We start from the raw sequence: 21,339 nt of genomic DNA, 5'->3' as shown, positions 1-21,339 counted from the left end.
ACGATTTATCGATATATTCTCATTGTTATTGGCGTCATTCTGCTGGAGGCGGGTTTGTCGGAGAACACTTCGGGTCGTTGGGATTTCTGGATCGATCGCGGCGGTACTTTCACCGACGTCGTCGGGCGGGATCCGTCTGGTGCTCTCCACGCGCGCAAGGTCCTCTCGGAAAATCCGGAGGCCTATCGCGATGCCGCCGTTCATGGCATCCGTCTCCATCTCGGTCTCGGCAAGGGCGATCCGGTTCCCGAGGGGGCGATCGGTGAGGTCCGCATGGGCACCACGGTCGCCACCAATGCGCTGCTCGAGCGCAAGGGCGAGCGCCTTGCGCTGGTGACGACGAAGGGCTTCCGCGACGCTCTGCGTATCGGTTATCAGGAGCGCAAGAAGATCTTCGCGACCGAGATCGTCAAGCCGGAAGCGCTTTATGAAGATGTCGTCGAGATCGAGGAACGTGTGCTGGCCGACGGCACTGTCGAGCTGGCTCTGGACGAAACAGCAGCCGAAGCGGCACTGCGCGACCTTCTCGCCAATGGTTACCGCTCCGTCGCCATCGTCTTCATGCATGCTTACAAGTTTCCCGCTCATGAGGCCGCTGTTGCTAAAATCGCAAGGTCCATCGGCTTCGAGCAGGTCTCTGTCAGCCACGAGGTCTCGCCGCTGATCAAGCTCGTCGGTCGCGGCGATACAGCCGTCATCGACGCCTATCTCTCGCCGGTGCTCGGCCGCTATATCGGCCAGGTCTGCGACGAGCTTGATGTCGAGCGCACCGGCGCGCGCGTCATGTTCATGATGTCGTCGGGCGGATTGACGGCCGCCGACATGTTTCAGGGCAAGGACGCCATCCTTTCCGGACCGGCCGGCGGCGTGGTCGGTCTTGCGAAGACCGGCGAACAAGCCGGCTTTGCCAGTGTCATCGGCTTCGACATGGGCGGCACCTCGACGGACGTCGCGCATTTCGACGGCGAATATGAGCGCGCTTTTGAAACGGAAGTGGCCGGCGTGCGCGTTCGCGCGCCGATGATGCTGATCCATACCGTGGCAGCGGGCGGCGGCTCGATCCTGCATTTCGATGGCGATCGCTTCCGCGTCGGCCCGGATTCGGCAGGCGCTTTCCCAGGTCCGGCTTGCTATCGCAATGGCGGCCCTTTGGCCGTTACCGACGCGAATGTTATGGCTGGCAAGCTGCTGCCGGAATTCTTCCCCTCCATTTTCGGGCCAAACCAGGATCAGCCGCTCGACGTCGAGGCGGTGCGTGGCAAATTCGCGGCGCTCGCAGCCGAAATCGGCGATGGTCGCAGCCCGGAAGATGTTGCCGATGGCTTCATCCGCATCGCCGTCGCCAATATGGTCGAGGCGATCAAGAAGATCTCGGTGCAGCGCGGCTATGACGTGACGCGCTATGCGCTGAACTGCTTCGGCGGCGCTGGCGGCCAGCACGCCTGCCTGGTTGCCGACGCGCTCGGCATGAAGAGCATCCTTCTGCATCCTATGTCCGGCCTTCTTTCCGCCTATGGCATGGGGCTTGCCGACATCAGGGCGACGCGCCAGAAGGCGCTCGGTGTCGCTCTTGATGATGCAGCGCCCGCCGCCATTGCGGGCCTTGGCAACGAATTGCGCCGCGAATGCGTGCCCGAGCTGGAAACGCAGGGTGTCGCAACGAACGAGATCAAGACGGTCCAGCGCGCCCATATCCGCTATGCCGGCACGGATACCCTGCTGGCGGTGGAGACGACCTTCCCGGAAGCGGACACTCCGGCACGGCTGCGCAGCCAGTTCGAGACGCTGCACAAGCGCCGTTTCGGCTTTGTTGCTGAAGACAAGCCCTTGGTGGTCGAGGCAGTGGAGATCGAAACGATCGGTGGCGCAGCTGCCGATATCGCAATCGAGCTGGAGGCCTCAGCCGAGGGCGAGGCGCAGGCTGCGAAGCGTACCGCTTTCTATTCGGGCGGCGAGAGCCGCGATGCGGCCGTTGTTCTCCGACAGGCGATCAAGCCCGGCCAGACGGTAACCGGCCCGGCCATCATCATCGAGCCCAACCAGACAATCGTCATCGAGGATGGCTGGCAGGCGCAGCTGACGCATAGGGATCATATCGTTCTCACGCGCATCAAGGCACTGCCGGAGCGCAATGCCATCGGCACCAAGGCCGATCCTGTCATGCTGGAGATTTTCAACAATCTCTTCATGTCGATCGCCGAGCAGATGGGCATGACGCTGCAGAACACCGCCTATTCGGTCAACATCAAGGAGCGGCTGGACTTCTCCTGCGCCGTCTTCGACGCCGAGGGCAATCTGGTTGCGAACGCGCCGCATATGCCGGTTCATCTGGGCTCGATGGATGCGTCCGTGGCGACCGCCATCCGGGAAAACGCCGTCATCCATCCGGGCGACGTCTTCCTCATCAATGCGCCCTATAACGGCGGTACGCACCTGCCGGATCTCACGGTCTGCACCCCCGTCTTCGACGATGCCGGCAAGACGATACGCTTCTGGGTCGCCAGCCGCGGACATCACGCCGATATTGGCGGGATTTCGCCGGGATCGATGTCGCCGCTCGCCACGCATATCGAGGAGGAAGGCGTCTATATCGACAATTTCAAGCTGCTCGACCGAGGCCGCTTCTGTGAAGCAGAGCTTACCAAGCTGCTGACGGGTGCGCGCTATCCGGTGCGCACGCTCGCGCAGAACATCAATGATCTCAAGGCCCAGGTCGCCGCCAACGAAAAGGGCGTCACAGAGCTGAAGAAGATGATCGGGCTCTTCGGCGAAGACGTGGTCGACGCCTATATGGGCCACGTTCAGGACAACGCCGCGGAAAGCGTGCGCCGCGTTCTCGATCGTCTGTCGGATGGCGAGTTCAGCTATGAAATGGATCAGGGCTGCAAGATCGTCGTCAAGATTTCGATCGACAAGGACAAGCGCGAAGCGACGGTGGACTTCACCGGCACTTCGGAACAGCGCCCGGATAATTTCAACGCACCGCAACCCGTAACGCGCGCGGCCGTGCTCTATGTCTTCCGCGTTCTCGTCGAAGCGGATATTCCGATGAACGCCGGCTGCCTGAGGCCGATCCGGATTGTCATCCCCGAAGGCACGATGCTGACGCCGAAATATCCGGCGGCCGTAGTTGCCGGCAATGTCGAGGTCAGCCAGGCCGTGACCAACTGCTTGTTCGGCGCGGTCGAGGCGCTCGCCGCCGCGCAAGGCACCATGAACAATCTGACCTTCGGCAATGATGCCTATCAGTACTACGAGACGATCTGCTCCGGTGCACCGGCCGGCCCAGGCTTCAATGGCGCCGATGCGGTACATACGCATATGACCAATTCGCGCCTGACCGACCCTGAGATTCTCGAGACGCGTTTCCCTGTCGTTCTTGAGGATTTCCACATTCGATCGAATTCCGGCGGGCGGGGCAAGTGGAACTCGGGCAACGGCACGCAACGTACGATCCGCACCCGCGAAAAGCTGGAATTCGCCATCCTGTCCGGCCATCGGCGTGTGGCGCCCTTCGGCATCAAGGGTGGAGAAGCCGGCCAGACGGGCCGCAACTACGTCCGCCGAAATGACGGCAAGATCGATGAACTGATCGGCTCGGCCCATACCGTACTCGAGGCGGGCGAAGCCTTTACTGTCGTGACCCCGACCGGCGGCGGCTACGGAAAGCGGGACGAATAGGAACGCTATGGTGAAACCCGGCGGCCCGGCGTCGTCGGGCTTCGGCAAGCTGCAGGTGTCTTGATCCGATGCGAAGGAGGTTTCAGGTGACGTCCGAGGAAATGAGTAGACCACGCGATTTGATCGTCTCGTCGGCCCATCTGGCGGATGGCAGCTCGCCGGCCTTGTCCGAGCTCGAATATGGGTCGATCCTCTTTTCCCACGCCTTCAATCGTTGGCTTGTGCGTTGCATGGCAGCGGCCGGCGTGCCCGGCCTTTCTCCGGTGGAGATCCTGATCATTCATTCGGTGCGACACCGCGACCGGCCAAAGACGCTTGCCGATCTCTGCCTCGTGCTCGATATCGAAGACACCCATGTCGCCAACTATGCCATCAAGAAGCTCGAGGCTGCCGGTCTTGTCAAAAGCGGCAAGGCTGGCAAGGAAAAGACGATCCGAGTGACCGACAAGGGCCTTGATGCGCTGAAGCGCTATACTGAAATCCGCGAGCGCCTGCTGGTGGAAGCCACTAAAGTCTCCGGCCTGTCGCAGGGTGGCCTTTCCGATATTGCCTCGCATCTCAGGACATTATCCGGCTACTACGAGCAGGCCGCGCGATCGGCCGCTACATTGTAAGCCTATCCTATCGGCTCCGCCCGCGAATGTGCGCCCGCAAAGCCGGGCCGAATGAGAGATTCGGCGGGCCTTATCTATTTTGTCTTTTCATACCTATATTAGATTTGTGCGGCGGGTTTGCGGGTACTCGCTTAATGGCCCGCGTCGACCGAGCGATGAGATCCCGTTTTCACCTTCGCACGACTTTTGAAAAATGCTGGCTTCGCATGATGGCAAAAGTGTGCTTTTTTTGACCGAAAGGGGAATGGTGTAAAAACTTCTATGAACAACGATAGTTTCGAGCTTAAATTTTGGGGCGTTCGGGGGAGCATCCCCGTATCGGGACCGGAATTTGAGCGGTACGGCGGCAATACGTCGTGCATCGAGTTAAGACACGCCGGTAGGCATATCATATTCGACGCCGGGACCGGTTTGCGCGAAGCGGCCGCATCCCTTGCAAAGGAAGGGGTCCGCAACATCGATCTCTTCTTCACGCATTCGCACTACGACCACATTATCGGCTTGCCTTTCTTCAACGCCATCTATGATCCGCGCGTCAGCGTCGATCTGTGGTCCGGCCATCTCGCCGGCAAAACGACGACGCGGCAGCTGATCGGCCAGTTCATGCGGCCGCCATGGTTTCCGGTCGAACCGGATATCTGTCGCGCCACCATGAATTTTCGCGATTTTGCTGCGGGCGATACGCTGAAACCACATCCAGGCATCGTCATGCACACGACCCGCCTCAATCATCCAGGTGGTTGTATCGGCTATCGCATCGAGTGGTCGGGCAGGGTGATAGCGATGGTCTACGATACCGAGCATACCGACGGCGAGCTCGATGAAGCCGCGCTCGCGCTGATGGCCGATGCCGACCTTGCGATATATGACGCGACCTACATCGAACCGGAGATGCCGAAATATCTGGGTTTCGGTCACTCCACATGGAACCAGGGCATCAAGCTTGCCAAGAAGGCCGGCGCCAAGCGGCTCGCGCTGTTCCATCACGCGCCCGGCCGTACTGACAGCGAGCTGGATGAAATGCAGCGCGATGCGCAGAAGAGCTTCCCGGAAGCGTTCTTCGCCTTTGACGGGCAGTCGCTGCAGCTCTAGGCCTGCAGCGACAACCGAGAGCATTTAGTGCACGAAGTCGCCGACCGGCCGCCACTCGATGGCGGCATGGCCGGCAGTCTCTTCGAACAGGGTTTCGATGAAACTCCACGCCAGATCGTCATGCACGAGATGATGCGTCATCACGCCGATCGGCTCCTCATTGCCGTCAAAACGGTTCTGCAACTCCTCGACAACGCGTTGGATTATTTCTGCGTGCGGCAGGCCACCCCGCGCACCATGCCACCTCATGATATCGATATGGGTGTTGATCAGGCCGATTGGCCCCTGCTTTGCCAATCCGAAGACGGAGACGGCGCGATAGCCGAAGGGAGCGAGATGCGGCAACAATGCATCGTCGATCCGGTTCCACGGCGGCACTAGCAAAGGTACGAACTGATGTGGATAAAGCACCTTCAACTTGTCGAACCCGCGATGCAGCTCACCTAGCACGACATCTTCGGGGCGATGCAGGCCGAGTTCCTGCTTTTTGGTGTCGTCGGGCGCATAATTCCGATGCGTCCAGCCATGGACTGTGGCGGTGATCCGGTTTTCTCGCGCCAATCGTTCGGCCAACGGTTCGCCGGTGGGGCCAGGAATGATCGCAAGCGCCATCGGCACCTCGAAGCGATCGGAAAGCGAGAGCAGCCGGTCGAGGGCCGGGGTCGGCTCGATGGCGTCGTCGTCTCGGAACCAGAGTTTCGCCTTGCGTCCGGCGTCTTTCCAGCGGCGCAGTTCGTCGCGCAAGGGCTGCCATTCGGCTCTATCGCTCATAATAGGTATCTCCCAGATGCTTTCGAAGAATGGTTTCAAGCTGTTTTGACGCGGCGATCAAGGAACGTTCCCGGTGAACGAAGGTGTAGGCCGCGTCCGCCATGATCTGCCGCTTGTTCCGATCGTCCAGAAGTTTGGCGACGGCATCGGCATAGGCTTCGATATTGCCCTCCGGCGTTAGCAGTCCGGTCCTACCAGCCATCACCACCTCGGGCACCCCTGCCGTGGCCTGCGCGACGACGGGTAGGCCCGCTGCCTGTGCCTCCAGATAGGCAAGGCCATAGGCCTCGTTGCAGCCGGGCCAGACGTAGAGGTCGGCCGAAGCAAGTTCTGCTGCAATCTCCGACGTCGGGCGTTCGCCGCGCCAGACAACGCGTTCGTCACGAAAGATTGAGAACAGCGATCGCACATCGGCTCGCATTGGCCCGTCACCGATGATGGTGAGGGTCCAATCCCGATCGCGAATAAGGTCGAGTGCCTTGGCAAGCATGACGTAGCTGTCGAATTTGTCGCCTTTTCGAAGCATGGCGACAGTGATCAGCCGCGTTGGACCTGGGCCAGGGGCCGAGGCCGAACGTTCAAACTTGGCGGCATCGACAAAGGGTGGGAAGCGCTCGTAGCGGCCATCCGGTATTGCCTCGGCAAGTCCGATGCGGTCCCGCTCGGTAAAGCACAGATTGACCGTCGCCGACCGGACGGCATCTGCGATGAGGCGCTGGTTGTCAGCCCAGCCGTTGTCATCCTGGCGTCGGGAGTAGGAGGCCTCGGCCGTGACATAGGGAATGCCGAGCTGCCGGGCGATCGGCGGACCGATGAGATCGGGTGTCTTGTAATATGGATGATAGGTGAACCATAGGTCGGGTGGCGGCTCGCTTTGCCATGCAGCAAGCAGAAGCGAGGTTTCATCCCTGGCTTGCCGGGCGATTGCCTCGCGCAACTCCGCTTCGGGGGTTGGTGTGAAGCTCCGCAGTTCGCAGGCCACCTCGACCCGGTGCCCTCCCATGCGCAGGGCTTCCATGATCTGCCGGGCCATCAGCCTGTCGCCCGAGGGTACGGGGTGGCTGGGCGGCTTCAGCGGAGCGTAGAAAGCAATATTCATTGTGCCGGCATAGGGTTGACGATTAAGTGATGGTAGAAGCCCGAATTGTGAGAGGATTGCCCGAATTCCGACCGGTTGCGTGACAATAAGGTCCCTGCTTCAAAAGGCCGCATCCTCGACAGCATGCGGCGTTGCGGCTAGATGAATAGGCGATAACCGTTTTCGCTTCTGTTGTGAACGGACAATATACATTGGGTTTGATGACTATCGAGGCAAGAAAGCCAATCATTTCCGATCGTCTCGTGCGGAAATTCCGCCTTGGCTCAGGCTTGGTCGTTTTTTCTTTCGTGATCATGCATCTGGCCAATCATTCCCTCGGGCTCATATCCCTCAGCATGGCCGAGCGCGCGCAGCATTGGTTCATGGCAGTATGGCGCAATCCCATCGGCACGGTGTTCCTCTATGGCGCGCTGGTCGTCCATATTCTGCTGGTGCTGCGGCTTCTCTACATACGTCGAACGCTGGTCATGCCGCCAGGCGAGGCGTTCCAGATCGTCACCGGCCTTCTGGTGCCGCTCCTTTTGATCGACCACATCGTCGCCACGCGCGTCGTGCATGTGGTCTACGGTTATCACGACACCTACAAGGCCATAGTCCGAACATTGTGGCTGACATCGCCCACCAGCGGCGTGCGCCAATCCATCCTGCTGGTCATCGTCTGGATTCACGGCTGTATCGGCGTGCATTTCTGGCTGCGCTTTCGCCCCTGGTACACCGCGATCGCGCCCGTCCTGCTATCTTTCGCCATCGTCCTTCCGATTCTTGCCCTGCTTGGCTTTGCGGCGATGGGCAAGGTCGTCACGCATGAGGCCGCCCAGGAGGACGAACGCGGCTATCCGGGTGGCTATTACAGCGACTTGAGAAGTTTCGGTGAGACGGGTTCGGTGCCCGGTAGCCAGATGGCCGACACGCTCTGGCCGTACCGCGCTGGATTTTATGGCGCTTTCAGCCTGTCGATCGCCGGTCTCTTCGCTTTCCGCGCGCGTCGCCGATTGCACGAGCGTCAGCATCAGGTCGCGATCCGCTATGCCGGCGGCGAAGTCGTGCATGCGCCGCGTGGCTTTAGCGTGCTGGAGGCAAGCCGTCTCGGCGGCATCCCGCATTACTCCGTCTGTGGCGGCAAGGGACAATGTTCGACCTGTCGTGTGCAGATTATCGACGGTGCGGAAAATCTGCCGCCGCCGGAAGCTCTGGAGCAGAAGACGCTGAACCGCATCGGCGCCACGCCGGATGTGCGGTTGGCCTGCCAACTGCGGCCCACCGGAAACGTCAGCGTCGTGCCGCTGCTCACACCGATGGCCGAAGCGACGATCCCAGTCTACACGCAGGCGGCCAGCCCAGGCCGCGAACGCGAGATCGTCGTGTTCTTCTGCGATCTTCGCCATTTTACCGCGTTGACGGAATCGCGTCTGCCGTTCGACATCGTTTTCCTGCTCAACCGTTATTTTGCGCTTGTCGGGCGGATAGTCGAGGAAAATGGCGGGCGAATGGACAAGTTCATCGGCGATGGCGCCATGGCCCTGTTCGGCCTTCGTACCACGCCCAAGGAAGCGAATCGGCAGGCACTGAAAGCCGCTGCCGCTATCATTCGGGAAATCGACAAGCTCAGCGCGGAATTGGCAGACGAGCTAAGCTCGCCGCTCGAAATCGCGATCGGTCTCCACACCGGTTTGGCGGTGGTCGGCTCGATGGGATATGGCAGCGTCAAGAACGTCACTGCGATCGGCGATACCGTCAACGTTGCCAGCCGTCTCGAAAGTGTCGCCAAGGAATACAACACAGCGCTCGTTTTTTCCGAGCCGGTGGCCCGGCTTTCCGAAATCGAGGTCGATGGCGTCGAAAGCCGCGAGATCGCCGTGCGAGGTCGCGGTGAGCCTTTGCGGGTTTATATCGTCTCGAAGGAGGCGAGCAGCCGCTTTGCTTGATGCTGCAAACGGGGGTGCGTCGGCGAAGCTGCCGGCGGCGCGATGTTCGCCGTTTGCAACGAGAAAGCGCTGGTGTAGGGATGGCGCCCATGTTCGACCGCAAGATCCTCACCAAGAAATACTGGAAACGCGTCTTCCGTAGAAAGCGGGATGCGATCGCAACGCGACTGTTCGATACGCGTCTCGGCCGCGATATTCTCGTCAGCGCGCTCGGTTCGCGCGTGAAGAGCATGACGGTGGACTGCGGCGATCATGTCATGAGCTTTTCGCCGGCCGATTACATCGGCCGCAAGGTCTTTCGCAAGGGGCATTTCGAGCGCGATCATGTCGACCGATTGCTGAGTGTGCTTCGCGAACGCGGCCTTTTGCGCAAAGGTTCGGCTCTTCTCGAGCTCGGCGGCAATATCGGCACGCAGACCTGCTATTTTGCCCTGAGCGGCATCTATGGCCGCATTGTCAGCGTCGAGCCGGATCCACGTAATTTCCGGCTGTTGTCGGCCAACATAGCCGATAACGGCTTTGAGACCATGGTGACTGCGGTCAATTGCGCCGCCGGAGATCGGGAAGGGCAGCTCGATTTCTATCTCAATTACAAGAACCACGGCAAAAGCAGCGCCTTGCGCCAGAACGCAAGCGACGAGAAGATTTCGGTTCCCGTTCGGCCGGTTGCCGACATTCTCGAGCAGGCAGCCGTCGACCCCACCGATATCAGCCTGATCTGGATGGACATCGAAGGATATGAGCCAGTCGCCTGTCGTTCGATGCAGGCGCTGATGGCGCGCCAGGTGCCGCTCTACATGGAGTTCACGCCAGCATTTTACGGCAAGGAACAGGCCAAGGCCTTCGTCGGTGAACTCGCCAGCCACTATGGCGAATGTCTCGCCTTTTTCGAGGATCGCGAGCAATCGATGAGGGTGGCCGACCTGCCGACCGAGGGCGAGCAGTTCGACGTCCTGTTCTTGCGTTGACGGCTGTGCAGTTTCAGTGGAAACGCTCTATTTGCGCCGATAGATGAAATAACGGCCTTCCTTGACGCTGTCAGGCAGCGGCAGGGGCTGGAGATCGGCATGGTCGAGTGGAAGTCCGCTGATCGCAATGCCGCCCGATCTTAGCGTGCCAGCCATGATCTGCGGCAGCCAGGTGAGCGTCACCGCATCCTTGTCTTCGTAACCTGTGCCGATATCGGCATGGGTAAGCGACGCCTCTGCGCCGATGAAGCCTCTAGCGGTATCCTTGATTTCACCGAGAACGAGATTGTCGGCTGAAGGCATGGAAGGACCGTAGGCGTTGGCAGCCCGATCGAAGGCGATGATGCGACGATCCGGGAAAAGCTCGCGCAGATGATCGAAAGTGCGCCCATTGCCCAGGCCGAGCTCAAGCACGGGCCCCTCCAGCATTCGGACCTCTTCGGCAACGGCATTGAGAATATCGCGCTGTGCGCTCAGGCGGCGAATGAAACTATCCAGGCGGCTCATCGTATCTGTCTTATCCTTGGCGTTTTAGCATGATGCCGAAAAGTCTGAGCGGTTTTCCGCCGACATCATGCTTTACTTCCTTGGTTTTGGAGCGGATCCAGATTCTAGGGCGAACGGACCTAAAATCACTCTGTTCCAGTGCCCTCCGTCGCCCGGAGTAGCACGGCAGGTCGTGTCGGTCGACCGCCCGCTGGCTTTTCGCGATGTTTGTTGTAGGGATAGAATGTTGCGGCACTGATGAAAGGGGGAGCTGTTATGGTCGAGCCATCCAACGACGATTTCTTTCACGGGCTGACGGCTTTCACCCGTTTCGAGGGTGTGACCGACAGTGCCAATTATCGGCCGCTTCCGGATGATTGGCTGATCGCCGTTGCGGATATCGTCAGCTCGACAAAGGCAATAGCGGCCGGCCGCTACAAATCCGTCAATATGGCCGGCGCCAGCGTGATTTCGGCCATCCTCAACGCGCTGGACAAGGGCGACTATCCTTTCGTCTTCGGCGGCGACGGTGCGTTGGTGGCCATCCCGCCATCGGGCGAGGTACGGGTGCGAGAGGCGCTTGCCACGGTGCGGACCTGGGTTACGGAGGAGTTGCAGCTCGAGCTGCGAACGGCTCTGGTTCCGATGTCGGCCATTCGCAGCGAGGGTCTTGACGTCATGGTCGCTCGCTTCAGCCCAAGCGATCATGTTTCCTACGCCATGTTTTTCGGGGGAGGCACAAGCTGGGCCGAAAAGCAGATGAAGGCGGGACATTTCATCGTCGAGGCGGCTGCCCCGCAGGCGCGACCCGACTTGACGGGCCGGTCCTGCCGCTGGAACCCGATCAAGGCGCATAATGGCGAGATCGTTTCCATCATCGCTGTTCCGGGCGACATTGGAAACAGCGCGAAGTTCCAGCTGCTCGTCGCCGACATCATCGCGATTTCCCGTGAGGAGAGCCGCGATGGCCATCCGGTTCCCGTCGAAGGACCGACGCCGTCGCTGATCTTCGAGGGGGCGGAGATGGAGGCGCGCGCACAGGCGCCGACGGCCGATCGCTGGTGGCGCAAGCTTGCCATCGCGGCTCAGATCGTCCTTGTCTATATCCTCGACAAGCTGGGGCTCCGCATGCCGGCCTTCGACGCCAAGATCTATCGGAGCGACCTTGCCGCCAACTCGGATTTTCGCAAGTTTGACGACGGCCTGAAGATGACTATCGACGTCGATACCGCACGTCTGTCGCGCATCGAAGCGCGTCTGCGCCAGGCCGAGGCCGAGGGCGTCTGTCGTTATGGTCTGCATCGGCAGGACAGCGCGCTGATGACATGTTTCGTGCCGACGCCGCTGATGCGTGACCACATGCATTTCATCGATGGCGCAAGCGGCGGATACGCCATGGCTGCCATGGCGATGCGGGGCAAGAAGCCGCCGGAGTTTGCCGCCGGGGCGTGATCGCGCCGGGCTTGGAACGGAAAGACGTTTTGCCGGCTATTTGCTGCCAAATGAAATTTATCGACCTGACCCGCTTTTTGCCCATTGTTTCAGCGGTATGTGCGCCTTATCTGAAAGAGAACAAAACGAGAGTCGACGATTTGCCGGCTGTCTTTTGCTGCATTTTGATTGGATGAGGCAGGCGACAGGTGCGGCCGTTTTTTGGCGTTGGCAGGCACCATCTGTGGGAAAAGCGATGCCGCCTCGCATGACTGTTTTATTCGACCGGGCCGAGAGGCCGGACGCGCCGCTGAGGGTAATCCGGGGATTTGGCAGCTGCTGCATTGCCGCGGCGGTGTATCCATAATTGCAAAGATAGGCTTTGGGGATAATGACTGCTCATTCGACTGTTTCCGATATTCTTCTCGACAAGGTTGCGGAGTGGCTGACCCAGGCGGCATTGACCGGCGAAAACCTGGAAACCATCGTTCGAGGGTTCTGCGAGCGCATGGCTGCGACAGGCATGCCGCTCAATCGGGTTCACCTGACCTTTTCGATGCTGCACCCGCTCTATGACGCGCTCGGCTTTACGTGGCGAAGGGCAGGCGGATTGACGATCGAAGGCTACCGGCATGCCAACGAAAGGCCGGAACGCTTCATGCAGAGCCCCTATTACTACCTCCTGTCCAATAATCTTCAGCATCTTCGCCGCCGGATAGACCTGGATGGCGCGGTGGAATTTCCGATTTTCGACGATCTGCGCAAGGAGAAGGTCACCGACTACCTCGCCTTCGTGCAGACCTTCGGGGCCGGTTCCGTGCAGGGGATGATGGGATCCTGGTCGACCGATAGTGTCGGTGGCTTCAGCGAGGAGATGATCGGCGCGCTGATGCGGATACAGAACCACCTGGCCATGGCGGCCAAGATGGCGGTTCTGGGAAGGCTCGCCAACAATATGCTGACCACCTATCTTGGCGGTGACGCCGGCAAGCGCGTGCTGAATGGTCAGATCCGTCGCGGCGACGGGGAAACGATCCGCGCGGCGCTCGTCATGGGCGATATGCGCCAATCAACCGTCTACGCCGAAAAGGAAGGGCGGCAGGCCTACATTGACACGTTGAACGAATTCTTTGATGCGATCGCCGCACCGTTCAATCGCAACGGCGGCGAAATATTGAGCTTCCTCGGTGATGGATTTCTGGCCGTTTATCCTTGCGGACGGCACAAGGATCCGTCGAAGGTCGCCTGCGAGGCGGCGCTTTCCGCCGTCTTCGAGGCCCAGCGTCGGGTTACCGCATTGAACGAGGATCGCCGCTCACGCAGCTTGAGCGAAGTGCGCTACGGGATTGGCCTGCATGTCGGCAACGTCATGTTCGGTAATGTCGGGTTGAAGGACCGGCTGACCTTCTCGGCTTTCGGGGCTGCCGTCAACGAGGTGGAGCGCTTGCAATCCCTGACGAAGAAATACGCGACTGAGGTCGTCGCGAGCCAGGCATTCTCCGGCTATACCGATTGCGAATGGGGAACACTCGGCGAGGAAAAGCTGCGGGGCGTGCGCCAACGCTTTACCGTCGTCTCTCCGAAGACCGCAACAGCGTCCAGCCGTGTAGCAGAGATGTTCAATGACACCCAAACGGATGGGCTATCGGAGGCCGAGCAGGTCATTCTGTTGCACAGGGATGCCAAGAAGTTCGAGGGTCGTCTTCAAGTCGAAAAGTTTGCCCCGTGACTGTTGCTGCGCCAGGCCCAGCATAAACCGATATATCACTGGAAAGACGACAGTTTTTTAACAGTGCTCCCACTACTTTGACCAGCTAGACACCTGTTCTGGCCTACGTTAGTGTGCCGTATAAGGCCACAAAGGTCATGTGTGTGGGAAGTAATATGTATGGCGTCAGGGACTGATCTGCTGCGTATCGAGAACCTCGACGTTTCGTTCTCGCTCTATGGGGATAAGCTAAGCGTCGTCAAGAATGCCAGCTTGAGAGTGCTTCCCGGCAAGGTTACGGCACTGGTCGGTGAATCCGGCTCCGGAAAGTCCATTATAAGCCAGTCGATCATGGGTATTCTTCCCGCTGCCGCAAAGGCAACGGGGCGCATTCTGTTTACCGATCCGCTCAATGGCCAGACGACGGACGTTCTCCAATTGCCGCGTGACGGCATTGCCATGCGCCGGCTGCGCGGCGCGCGCATGGCCAAGATCTTTCAGGAACCGATGACCTCGCTGTCGCCGTTGCACACGGTCGGCAATCAGATCAGCGAGGCGCTCCGTATCCATAATCCCGGTATCGGAAGGGCCGAACAGCGTGAGAAGACGGAGGAGATGCTGAATCTCGTCGGGTTCCAGGATCCCTACCACACCTTCGATATGTATCCCTTCGAGCTCTCAGGCGGAATGCGTCAGCGTGCGATGATCGCCATGGCGCTCATCTGCAACCCGGCGCTTCTGATTGCCGACGAGCCGACCACGGCACTCGATGTCACCATCCAGGCTCAGATCCTTGGGTTGCTGCGCAATTTGCAGCAGAGCTTCAACATGGCGATGCTTCTGATCACCCATGATCTCGGCGTCGTTGCCAATATGGCCGATGAGGTCGTCGTCATCTATCACGGCGAGATCATGGAGGCGGGGCCGGTCGACACGATCTTTCGCAAGCCGCAGCACCGCTATCTGAAGGCGCTCATGGCGGCGGTTCCGCATTTCGACATGAAACCGGGGGAGCGCTTGAAGTCATTGCGCGACGTTCCCGTCAATCTCGGCACCTTCTCCGGCAAGAAAAAGCTGATCGGCAGCGGTACGGCGGCACCGGTCGATACCGCGCCGGAAGTCCTGCTCAGCGTGCGTAATCTGACCAAGACCTATGCTTCAAAGGCCGGAGGGCTATTCGGCCGCAAGGACGGGACGAAATTTCGCGCCGTCGACGACGTCAGCTTCGATATTCGCCGCGGCGAATGTCTGGGACTGGTGGGCGAGAGCGGTTGCGGCAAGACGACGGTCAGCAAGATCCTCATGAGAGCGGTCAGCGCCGACGCCGGCTCGGTCAGCTTTGACGACGGCAGCGGCAAGGTCGATGTACTTGCCGTGAACGGCAAAGAATTGATGGATCTTCGCACGAAAATCCAGATGGTTTTTCAGGATCCCGTTTCGTCGCTTTCTCCGCGTATGACTGTCCGCAATATCCTGAGCGAACCCCTGGAGATCCACGGGCACGGCGATAGCGCCGAGCGCAAGGAGAAGGTCAAGGCGCTCATGCAGGCGATCGGGCTCGATAAGCACTATCTCAGCCGATATCCCCATAGCTTCTCCGGCGGTCAACGCCAGCGCATCGGCATAGCGCGCGCTCTGGCGCTCGGGCCGAAACTGCTGATCCTCGACGAGCCGGTTTCGGCGCTCGATGTCTCGGTGCAGGCGCAGATTCTAAACCTGCTCAAGGATCTGCAGAAGGAACTCGGGCTGACCTATCTGTTCATCTCTCACAATCTGGCCGTAGTCGATTATATGGCCGACCGGATTGCCGTCATGGCGCGCGGTCGCATCGTTGAAATGGCTCCGCGCGAAATCATTCTGCGCGATCCCGTTCATCCCTACACCCGCTCCCTGCTGGCCGCCGTGCCATTCCCCGACCTCGATCGGCCGCTGGACTTCTCGGTCGTGAACAGCGAGGGGCCGGCAGCTCGGCAGAAGTGGGGGCCTAAATTCTCGGAGAGCGGGGATGCGGAGCTTGCCTATGCCGATTTGGGCGGTGGCCATTTCGTTCGCGCCCGTCTCGGCGTCGATGCCCAGGAGCTGCGCAAATGATACGTCGGCGTACCTTCCTCGGTCTTTTGGCCTCCACGGTCCTGCCTCAAGTCGCTATCGCGGCGGATGTCGACAATGAGCCGGACTATTATGCGGATTGGCTGAGGGCCGGCCAGATGCCGCACCTCGCCAAGCGCCTGCCGAAATTCCCGCGCATCATCAACGTTGCCCGCATGGGCCGCACACCTGGCCAGTATGGCGGTTCCGTGCGCATGATCATCGGCAGCCAGAACGATATCCGCTTCATGACGATTTACGGTTATGCCCGTCTCGTCGGCTATGACAGCACGCTGACGCTGCAGCCCGATATTCTGGAATCCTTCTCCGCCGTCGACGACACGGTCTTCACCTTCAAGCTGCGCGACGGACACAAATGGTCGGATGGCCATCCTTTCACGGCCAATGATTTCCGCTACTGGTGGGAAGACGTCATTCTCAACAAGGAATTGACACCAGGCGGCGGTGCGCTCGAGCTGCGTCCGCACGGTAGCCTGCCCCGTTTCGAGATGCTCGACGAGCTGACGGTGCGATATTCCTGGGACGCCCCCAACCCCGATTTCCTGCCGCTCCTGGCTGCTGCGCAACCGCTCGTCATCGCCGGCCCCGGCCATTATCTGAAGCAGTTCCACAAGAAATATCAGGACAAGATTCGGCTTTCGTCGCTGATGCAGGAAAAGCGCGTAAAGAAATGGCAGGATCTGCACATCAAGATGGCGCGGTCCTACAGGCCGGAAAATCCCAATCTGCCGGTGCTCGACCCCTGGCGAAACACGACGACACCGCCCGCAGAACAGTTCGTTTTCGAGCGCAATCCTTACTTCCATCGTGTCGACGAAAACGGCCGGCAGCTGCCCTATATCGACCGGATGCTTCTCAACATCAGTTCTCCGCAGATCATCGCGTTCAAGACCAGTGTCGGCGAGAGCGATCTCCAGGCAACCGGATTGGATTTCAACGATTATACGCTGTTGAAAGAGGGGGAGCAGAGATATTCGACCAAGGTCAATCTCTGGAAGGCGGTGCGTGGGTCGCGCGTCGCGTTGTTTCCCAATCTGAACAGCACCGATCAGGTTTGGCGGGATGTCTTGCGCGATGCGCGGGTGCGGCGCGCCCTGTCGCTGGCAATCGATCGGCACGAGATCAATATGGCGGTCTTCTATGGCCTGGGGACCGAGAGCGCCGATACCGTGCTGCCGGACAGCCCGCTCTATAAGCCGGAATATGCATCGGCCTGGATTTCACACGATCCGGGTCAAGCCAATGCGCTTCTCGATGCCGCGGGTCTTTCCAAGCGTGACGAGGACGGTATCCGCCTGCTGCCTGATGGCCGGCGCATGGAAATCACCGTCGAAACGCCGGGCGAAAGCACGCTCGACACGGATGTTCTGGAGCTGGTCACGGATCACTGGCGCAAGGTGGGCATCGCACTTTTTCCGCGCGTTTCCCAGCGCGACATCTTCCGCAGTCGCGCCATGGGCGGCCGCATTCTGATGTCGCTGTGGTACGGCCTCGACAACGGCGTGCCGACGGCGGATATGAACCCGGCGGAGCTGGCGCCGACCACCAACGACCAGATGCAGTGGCCTCTGTGGGGCATGTATTATCTCTCAGCCCAGACGAAGGGGGTTGCGCCCGATCTTCCGGAAGCCGCCGAGTTGGTCAAGTTGTTGAACGAATGGGAGGACGCGGCGTCCTCCTTCGAGCGCGCCGAAATCTGGCACAAGATGCTCGCAATATACTCGGACCAGGTTTTCTCGATCGGGCTTATCAACGCCACTTTCCTGCCCATCGTCCATTCCGCAAAAATGCAAAACGTGCCGAAAGAGGCTCTCTTTGGCTTCGCGACCAGTCTTCTCGGCATCCACATGCCGGATACCTTCTGGATGAAGGAGGAACGCGGAAATGCTTAGGTATATCCTCTGGCGTATAACGGTGATGATCCCGACCTTGATCATCATCTCCATGCTGGTCTTCACCATCATCCAGCTCCCGCCCGGCGACTTCTTCGAAAGCCAGCTCGCCGAATTGCGCGCGCAAGGCGATACTACAAACCTTCAGGATATGGAGAATCTTCGTCACGAGTACGGGCTCGATCAGCCATTGCCGATTCAGTACCTTCGCTGGGCCGGGGGCATGCTGCACGGGGATTTCGGTTATTCCTTCGAATATCAGCTGCCGGTCTCGGACGTGGTGGGCGACCGTCTGTGGTTCACTGTCCTCGTTTCAGTCACGACGATCCTGTTGACATGGCTGATCGCTTTCCCGATCGGCATTTATTCGGCCACCCATCAATATAGCTGGGGCGACTACGGCCTCACTTTTCTCGGATTGCTGGGAATAGCCATCCCCAATTTCATGCTTGCGCTGATCCTGATGTATTTCGCAAAGACGTGGTTCGGCGTGTCGGTCGGTCATCTGATGGATCAGAAGTATCTGTCGCAACCGATGAGCTGGGAGAAGGCCCGCTCGATCCTCGATCATCTTTGGATTCCGGTCATCATCGTCGGTACGGCGGGCACGGCTGGCATGATCCGCCGGCTGCGCGCCAATCTGCTTGACGAGATGCAGAAGCAATATGTGGTCACCGCGCGCGCCAAGGGTCTGCATCCGCTCCGGGCGCTGTTGAAGTATCCGTTGCGTATGGCGCTGAATTTCTTCGTCGCCGATATCGGGTCGATCCTGCCCGCTATCATTTCCGGCGCCGAAATCACCGCCATCGTGCTGTCTCTGGAAACGACTGGCCCGATGCTGATCAGGGCCTTGCAGAGCCAGGACATGTATCTTGCCGGCTCCTTCCTGATGTTTCTGGCCTTCCTGAACGTGATCGGCGTGCTGATTTCCGATATCGCGCTCGGCTTTCTCGATCCCCGCATCCGCTTGCAAGGCAGGAGTACAAAGTGAGCGCATCCCTGCCAAGCCCCGGCGCGCCCCTGGAGCACTACGTCTCCGGCGCGGATTTCAATCCAGATCAGTTCGAAACCATGTCGGCCGGCCAGGCTCGCTACTACATGGCCTCTCAAAAGAAGCTGATGTGGTGGAAATTCAAGAAACACAAGCTCGCGCTCGTATCAGGGATCTTCCTGGCGTTGCTGTACGGGATGATCTTGATTGCCGAGTTTCTGGCGCCCTATGGGCTGCATACTCGCAACGTGGATTCGATCTACTCGCCGCCGCAGCCGATCCATCTCTTTGACAAAGGCAATTTTGTCGGCCCGTTCGTCTATGGACGAAAGATGACGCTCGACATCGACACGCTGCGCAGGACCTATACCGACAATACATCGGACGTGCAGCCGATCCGCTTCTTCTGCCGCGGCGATGCTTATCGGTTCTGGGGACTGGTCGATTCAAATTTCCATCTGGTCTGTCCGGCCGTCGGCGGTCAGATGTATCTGCTCGGAACCGACCGCCTTGGCCGCGACGTGCTGTCGCGCATCATCTACGGCGCGCGGATATCCCTGACGATCGGGCTGATCGGCATTTCCATCAGCTTTATCCTGGGGATCATCATCGGTGGCCTTGCCGGCTATCACGGCGGCCTGTTCGACCTGCTCGTCCAGCGGATCATCGAGGTGCTTCAGTCGCTGCCAAGCTTGCCTCTATGGATGGCGCTGGCGGCGATCATGCCGGTGACATGGAGCCCGATCATCGTCTATTTCGGCATCACCATCATCCTCGGCATCCTCGATTGGACAGGTCTAGCGCGCGCGGTTCGCTCCAAGCTCCTGTCTCTGCGTGAAGAGGACTTCGTGCTTGCCGCGCAGCTGATGGGCGCCCCCACTAGGCGCATCATCGGCCGTCACCTCGTGCCGGGCTTCATGTCACACTTGATCGCTGCGGCGACGATCTCCATTCCGAGCATGATTCTCGGCGAAACCGCCCTGAGTTTCCTGGGCTTGGGCCTGCGGCCGCCTATCACGAGCTGGGGTATCCTGCTCACCGAGGCCCGGAACGTCAGCGTCATCGCCTTCTATCCATGGCTGCTTTTTCCGATGATCCCGGTAATTTTGGTCATTCTGGCGTTCAACTTTTTAGGAGACGGCTTGCGCGATGCCGCCGATCCCTACAAATAGCAGGGTGAATGGCGAAGACAGGATTGCAATTCGAGGAGCGGACGCGGATGTCGTTTGCCGACAGACCGCGTACATGACTTTCATCCCCCAGAGGTTTTGCCCATGAAGCGGCGCTTAGAAGATGCTCGAATCCTCATGTACAGCCACGATACGTTCGGTCTCGGCCATTTGAGGCGATGCCGCACGATCGCACATGCTCTCGTGGAGGATTATCGTGGCCTGAATGTGTTGATCATTTCCGGTGCGACGATCGCCGGTGCTTTCGATTATCGCGCGCGCGTCGATTTCGTGAAGGTGCCCAGCGTCATCAAGCTGCGTGATGGTGAATATACGTCGATGGCGAGCCATGTTGCTCTGCAAGAGACGTTGAAGATGCGGCAATCGATCATTCGGCACACCGCCGAAACCTTTCAGCCCGACGTCTTCATCGTCGACAAGGAGCCCCTGGGGCTCAAGGGCGAGGTCGAGGAGACGCTGACCTATCTCAAGGCGCGCGGCACGACCCTCGTTCTCGGCATGCGCGATGTCATGGACGCACCGCACTTGCTTGAGGCGGAATGGAAAAAGAACAACGTCCTGCAGAAGATCGACCAGTTCTACGATCGCGTCTGGGTTTATGGACCGCCGGATTTCCATGATCCGCTCGTCGGTCTCGACGTGCCGGCAGGCGTGCGCCGGAAGATGGAGTTCGTCGGCTTCCTGCAGCGCAGCGTTTCCAGGCTCGGCACGAAATCCGAACATGTGCCCGACGACGACTACATCCTGGTAACCACTGGCGGTGGCGGCGATGGTGCCGACCTGGTCAGCGATGTCATCGGCGCTTTCGAGCACGATAGCACTCTGACGCAGAAGACACTGATCGTTCTTGGCCCCTATATGCCGGCCAAGGAGCGCAGCCAGCTGCTGGAACGGGCCGGCAAGATCGACTGTCTGCAGGTGATCGAATTTGATAACAAGATGGAAGAGCTGATCGCCGGCGCGAAGGCCGTCGTCGCCATGGGCGGCTACAACACCTATTGCGAGATCCTCTCCTTCGATAAGCCGGCGTTGATCATTCCACGCACGCGGCCGCGCGAGGAACAGCTGATACGGGCGCAGCGGGCAAGCGAACTCGGCCTGGTCGATATGCTGCTGCCGGAGGAATCGGCGGATCCCAAGCAGCTTGCCGCCGCTTTGAAGCGCCTGCCGAACCGCGCGCCGCCCTCGGCAAGCAGCAGCAACATGCGCCTTGAGGGGCTGGTGCATATTTCACGAACAGTCGGCGAGTGGTTCGATGATCGCGAGCGCTATCCATCGTTGTCGATCGTTGCCGAGTAATGCAATTCCGGCAAGAGTGCGGCGTTGTTTGCGTCCGTAATTGCGCGAAGACAACGAGATAGAATATTTCCGTGGCTCCGTTG

15 protein-coding genes are annotated in these 21,339 nt (G+C 59.6%); 12 read left to right on the top strand and 3 right to left on the bottom strand.

Going from position 1 to position 21,339, the window contains the following annotated elements; translation table 11 throughout:
- Window positions 1-54: 54 nt before the first annotated feature.
- The 3 genes from ACIQJ2_RS02610 (at window position 55) to ACIQJ2_RS02600 (ending at window position 5,387) form a co-directional block, all read left to right on the top strand.
- Window positions 55-3,681: a hydantoinase B/oxoprolinase family protein gene (locus ACIQJ2_RS02610; RefSeq protein ID WP_400666819.1), complete on the top strand. Its 3,627-nt coding sequence runs from the start codon at window positions 55-57 to the stop codon at window positions 3,679-3,681.
- A gap of 68 nt (window positions 3,682-3,749) precedes the next feature.
- On the top strand, window positions 3,750-4,295 hold the full coding sequence (locus ACIQJ2_RS02605) for a winged helix DNA-binding protein (protein ID WP_400665968.1): 546 nt from the start codon (window positions 3,750-3,752) through the stop codon (window positions 4,293-4,295).
- Window positions 4,296-4,556: 261 nt separating this feature from the next.
- Window positions 4,557-5,387, top strand: coding sequence for an MBL fold metallo-hydrolase (locus ACIQJ2_RS02600; protein WP_199145675.1), 831 nt, complete (start codon window positions 4,557-4,559; stop codon window positions 5,385-5,387).
- 24 nt (window positions 5,388-5,411) lie between these two features.
- Here the strand turns inward: ACIQJ2_RS02600 and ACIQJ2_RS02595 are convergent, their stop codons facing one another.
- Entirely contained in the window at window positions 5,412-6,158 is a 747-nt protein-coding gene (locus tag ACIQJ2_RS02595; protein ID WP_400665970.1) for a polysaccharide deacetylase family protein, read from the bottom strand.
- Window positions 6,148-7,257: a glycosyltransferase family 4 protein gene (locus tag ACIQJ2_RS02590; protein WP_400665972.1), complete on the bottom strand. Its 1,110-nt coding sequence runs from the start codon at window positions 7,255-7,257 to the stop codon at window positions 6,148-6,150. The genes ACIQJ2_RS02595 and ACIQJ2_RS02590 overlap by 11 nt, the downstream gene beginning before the upstream one ends.
- A gap of 200 nt (window positions 7,258-7,457) precedes the next feature.
- Between ACIQJ2_RS02590 and ACIQJ2_RS02585 the strand changes: the two genes are divergently transcribed.
- Together ACIQJ2_RS02585 and ACIQJ2_RS02580 are read left to right on the top strand one after the other, a co-directional pair.
- Window positions 7,458-9,182 (top strand): adenylate/guanylate cyclase domain-containing protein, encoded by a 1,725-nt coding sequence (locus ACIQJ2_RS02585; protein ID WP_400666821.1) that lies wholly within the window; start codon window positions 7,458-7,460, stop codon window positions 9,180-9,182.
- Between the two features lie 89 nt (window positions 9,183-9,271).
- Window positions 9,272-10,150: an FkbM family methyltransferase gene (locus ACIQJ2_RS02580; protein WP_400665974.1), complete on the top strand. Its 879-nt coding sequence runs from the start codon at window positions 9,272-9,274 to the stop codon at window positions 10,148-10,150.
- Window positions 10,151-10,177: 27 nt separating this feature from the next.
- On the opposite strand, the gene ACIQJ2_RS02575 is transcribed toward ACIQJ2_RS02580, so the two are convergent.
- Complete coding sequence (locus ACIQJ2_RS02575; RefSeq protein ID WP_400665976.1) at window positions 10,178-10,657, bottom strand: class I SAM-dependent methyltransferase; 480 nt, start codon at window positions 10,655-10,657, stop codon at window positions 10,178-10,180.
- Between the two features lie 255 nt (window positions 10,658-10,912).
- Between ACIQJ2_RS02575 and ACIQJ2_RS02570 the strand changes: the two genes are divergently transcribed.
- The 7 genes from ACIQJ2_RS02570 to ACIQJ2_RS02540 all read left to right on the top strand — a co-directional run bounded on the left by ACIQJ2_RS02570 (window position 10,913) and on the right by ACIQJ2_RS02540 (window position 21,256).
- Entirely contained in the window at window positions 10,913-12,088 is a 1,176-nt protein-coding gene (locus ACIQJ2_RS02570; protein ID WP_400665978.1) for a DUF3095 domain-containing protein, read from the top strand.
- A gap of 370 nt (window positions 12,089-12,458) precedes the next feature.
- Complete coding sequence (locus ACIQJ2_RS02565; RefSeq protein WP_199145682.1) at window positions 12,459-13,796, top strand: adenylate/guanylate cyclase domain-containing protein; 1,338 nt, start codon at window positions 12,459-12,461, stop codon at window positions 13,794-13,796.
- Window positions 13,797-13,955: 159 nt separating this feature from the next.
- Window positions 13,956-15,866, top strand: a complete 1,911-nt coding sequence (locus tag ACIQJ2_RS02560) for an ABC transporter ATP-binding protein (RefSeq protein WP_400665980.1) — start codon at window positions 13,956-13,958, stop codon at window positions 15,864-15,866.
- A complete protein-coding gene (locus ACIQJ2_RS02555) occupies window positions 15,863-17,776 on the top strand; it encodes an ABC transporter substrate-binding protein (protein WP_400665982.1) in 1,914 nt (637 codons plus the stop codon). The genes ACIQJ2_RS02560 and ACIQJ2_RS02555 overlap by 4 nt, the downstream gene beginning before the upstream one ends.
- Window positions 17,769-18,767, top strand: a complete 999-nt coding sequence (locus ACIQJ2_RS02550) for an ABC transporter permease (protein WP_199089098.1) — start codon at window positions 17,769-17,771, stop codon at window positions 18,765-18,767. The genes ACIQJ2_RS02555 and ACIQJ2_RS02550 overlap by 8 nt, the downstream gene beginning before the upstream one ends.
- Window positions 18,764-19,939: an ABC transporter permease gene (locus ACIQJ2_RS02545; RefSeq protein ID WP_199145687.1), complete on the top strand. Its 1,176-nt coding sequence runs from the start codon at window positions 18,764-18,766 to the stop codon at window positions 19,937-19,939. The genes ACIQJ2_RS02550 and ACIQJ2_RS02545 overlap by 4 nt, the downstream gene beginning before the upstream one ends.
- 102 nt (window positions 19,940-20,041) lie before the next feature.
- Window positions 20,042-21,256 (top strand): glycosyltransferase family protein, encoded by a 1,215-nt coding sequence (locus ACIQJ2_RS02540; protein ID WP_199145689.1) that lies wholly within the window; start codon window positions 20,042-20,044, stop codon window positions 21,254-21,256.
- Window positions 21,257-21,339: the final 83 nt, after the last annotated feature.

The sequence above is a fragment of the Rhizobium sp. NPDC092011 genome (assembly GCF_044756305.1).
In the GTDB taxonomy this organism is placed as follows: domain Bacteria; phylum Pseudomonadota; class Alphaproteobacteria; order Rhizobiales; family Rhizobiaceae; genus Rhizobium.
This window is presented reverse-complemented; position numbering and strand designations above follow the sequence as displayed.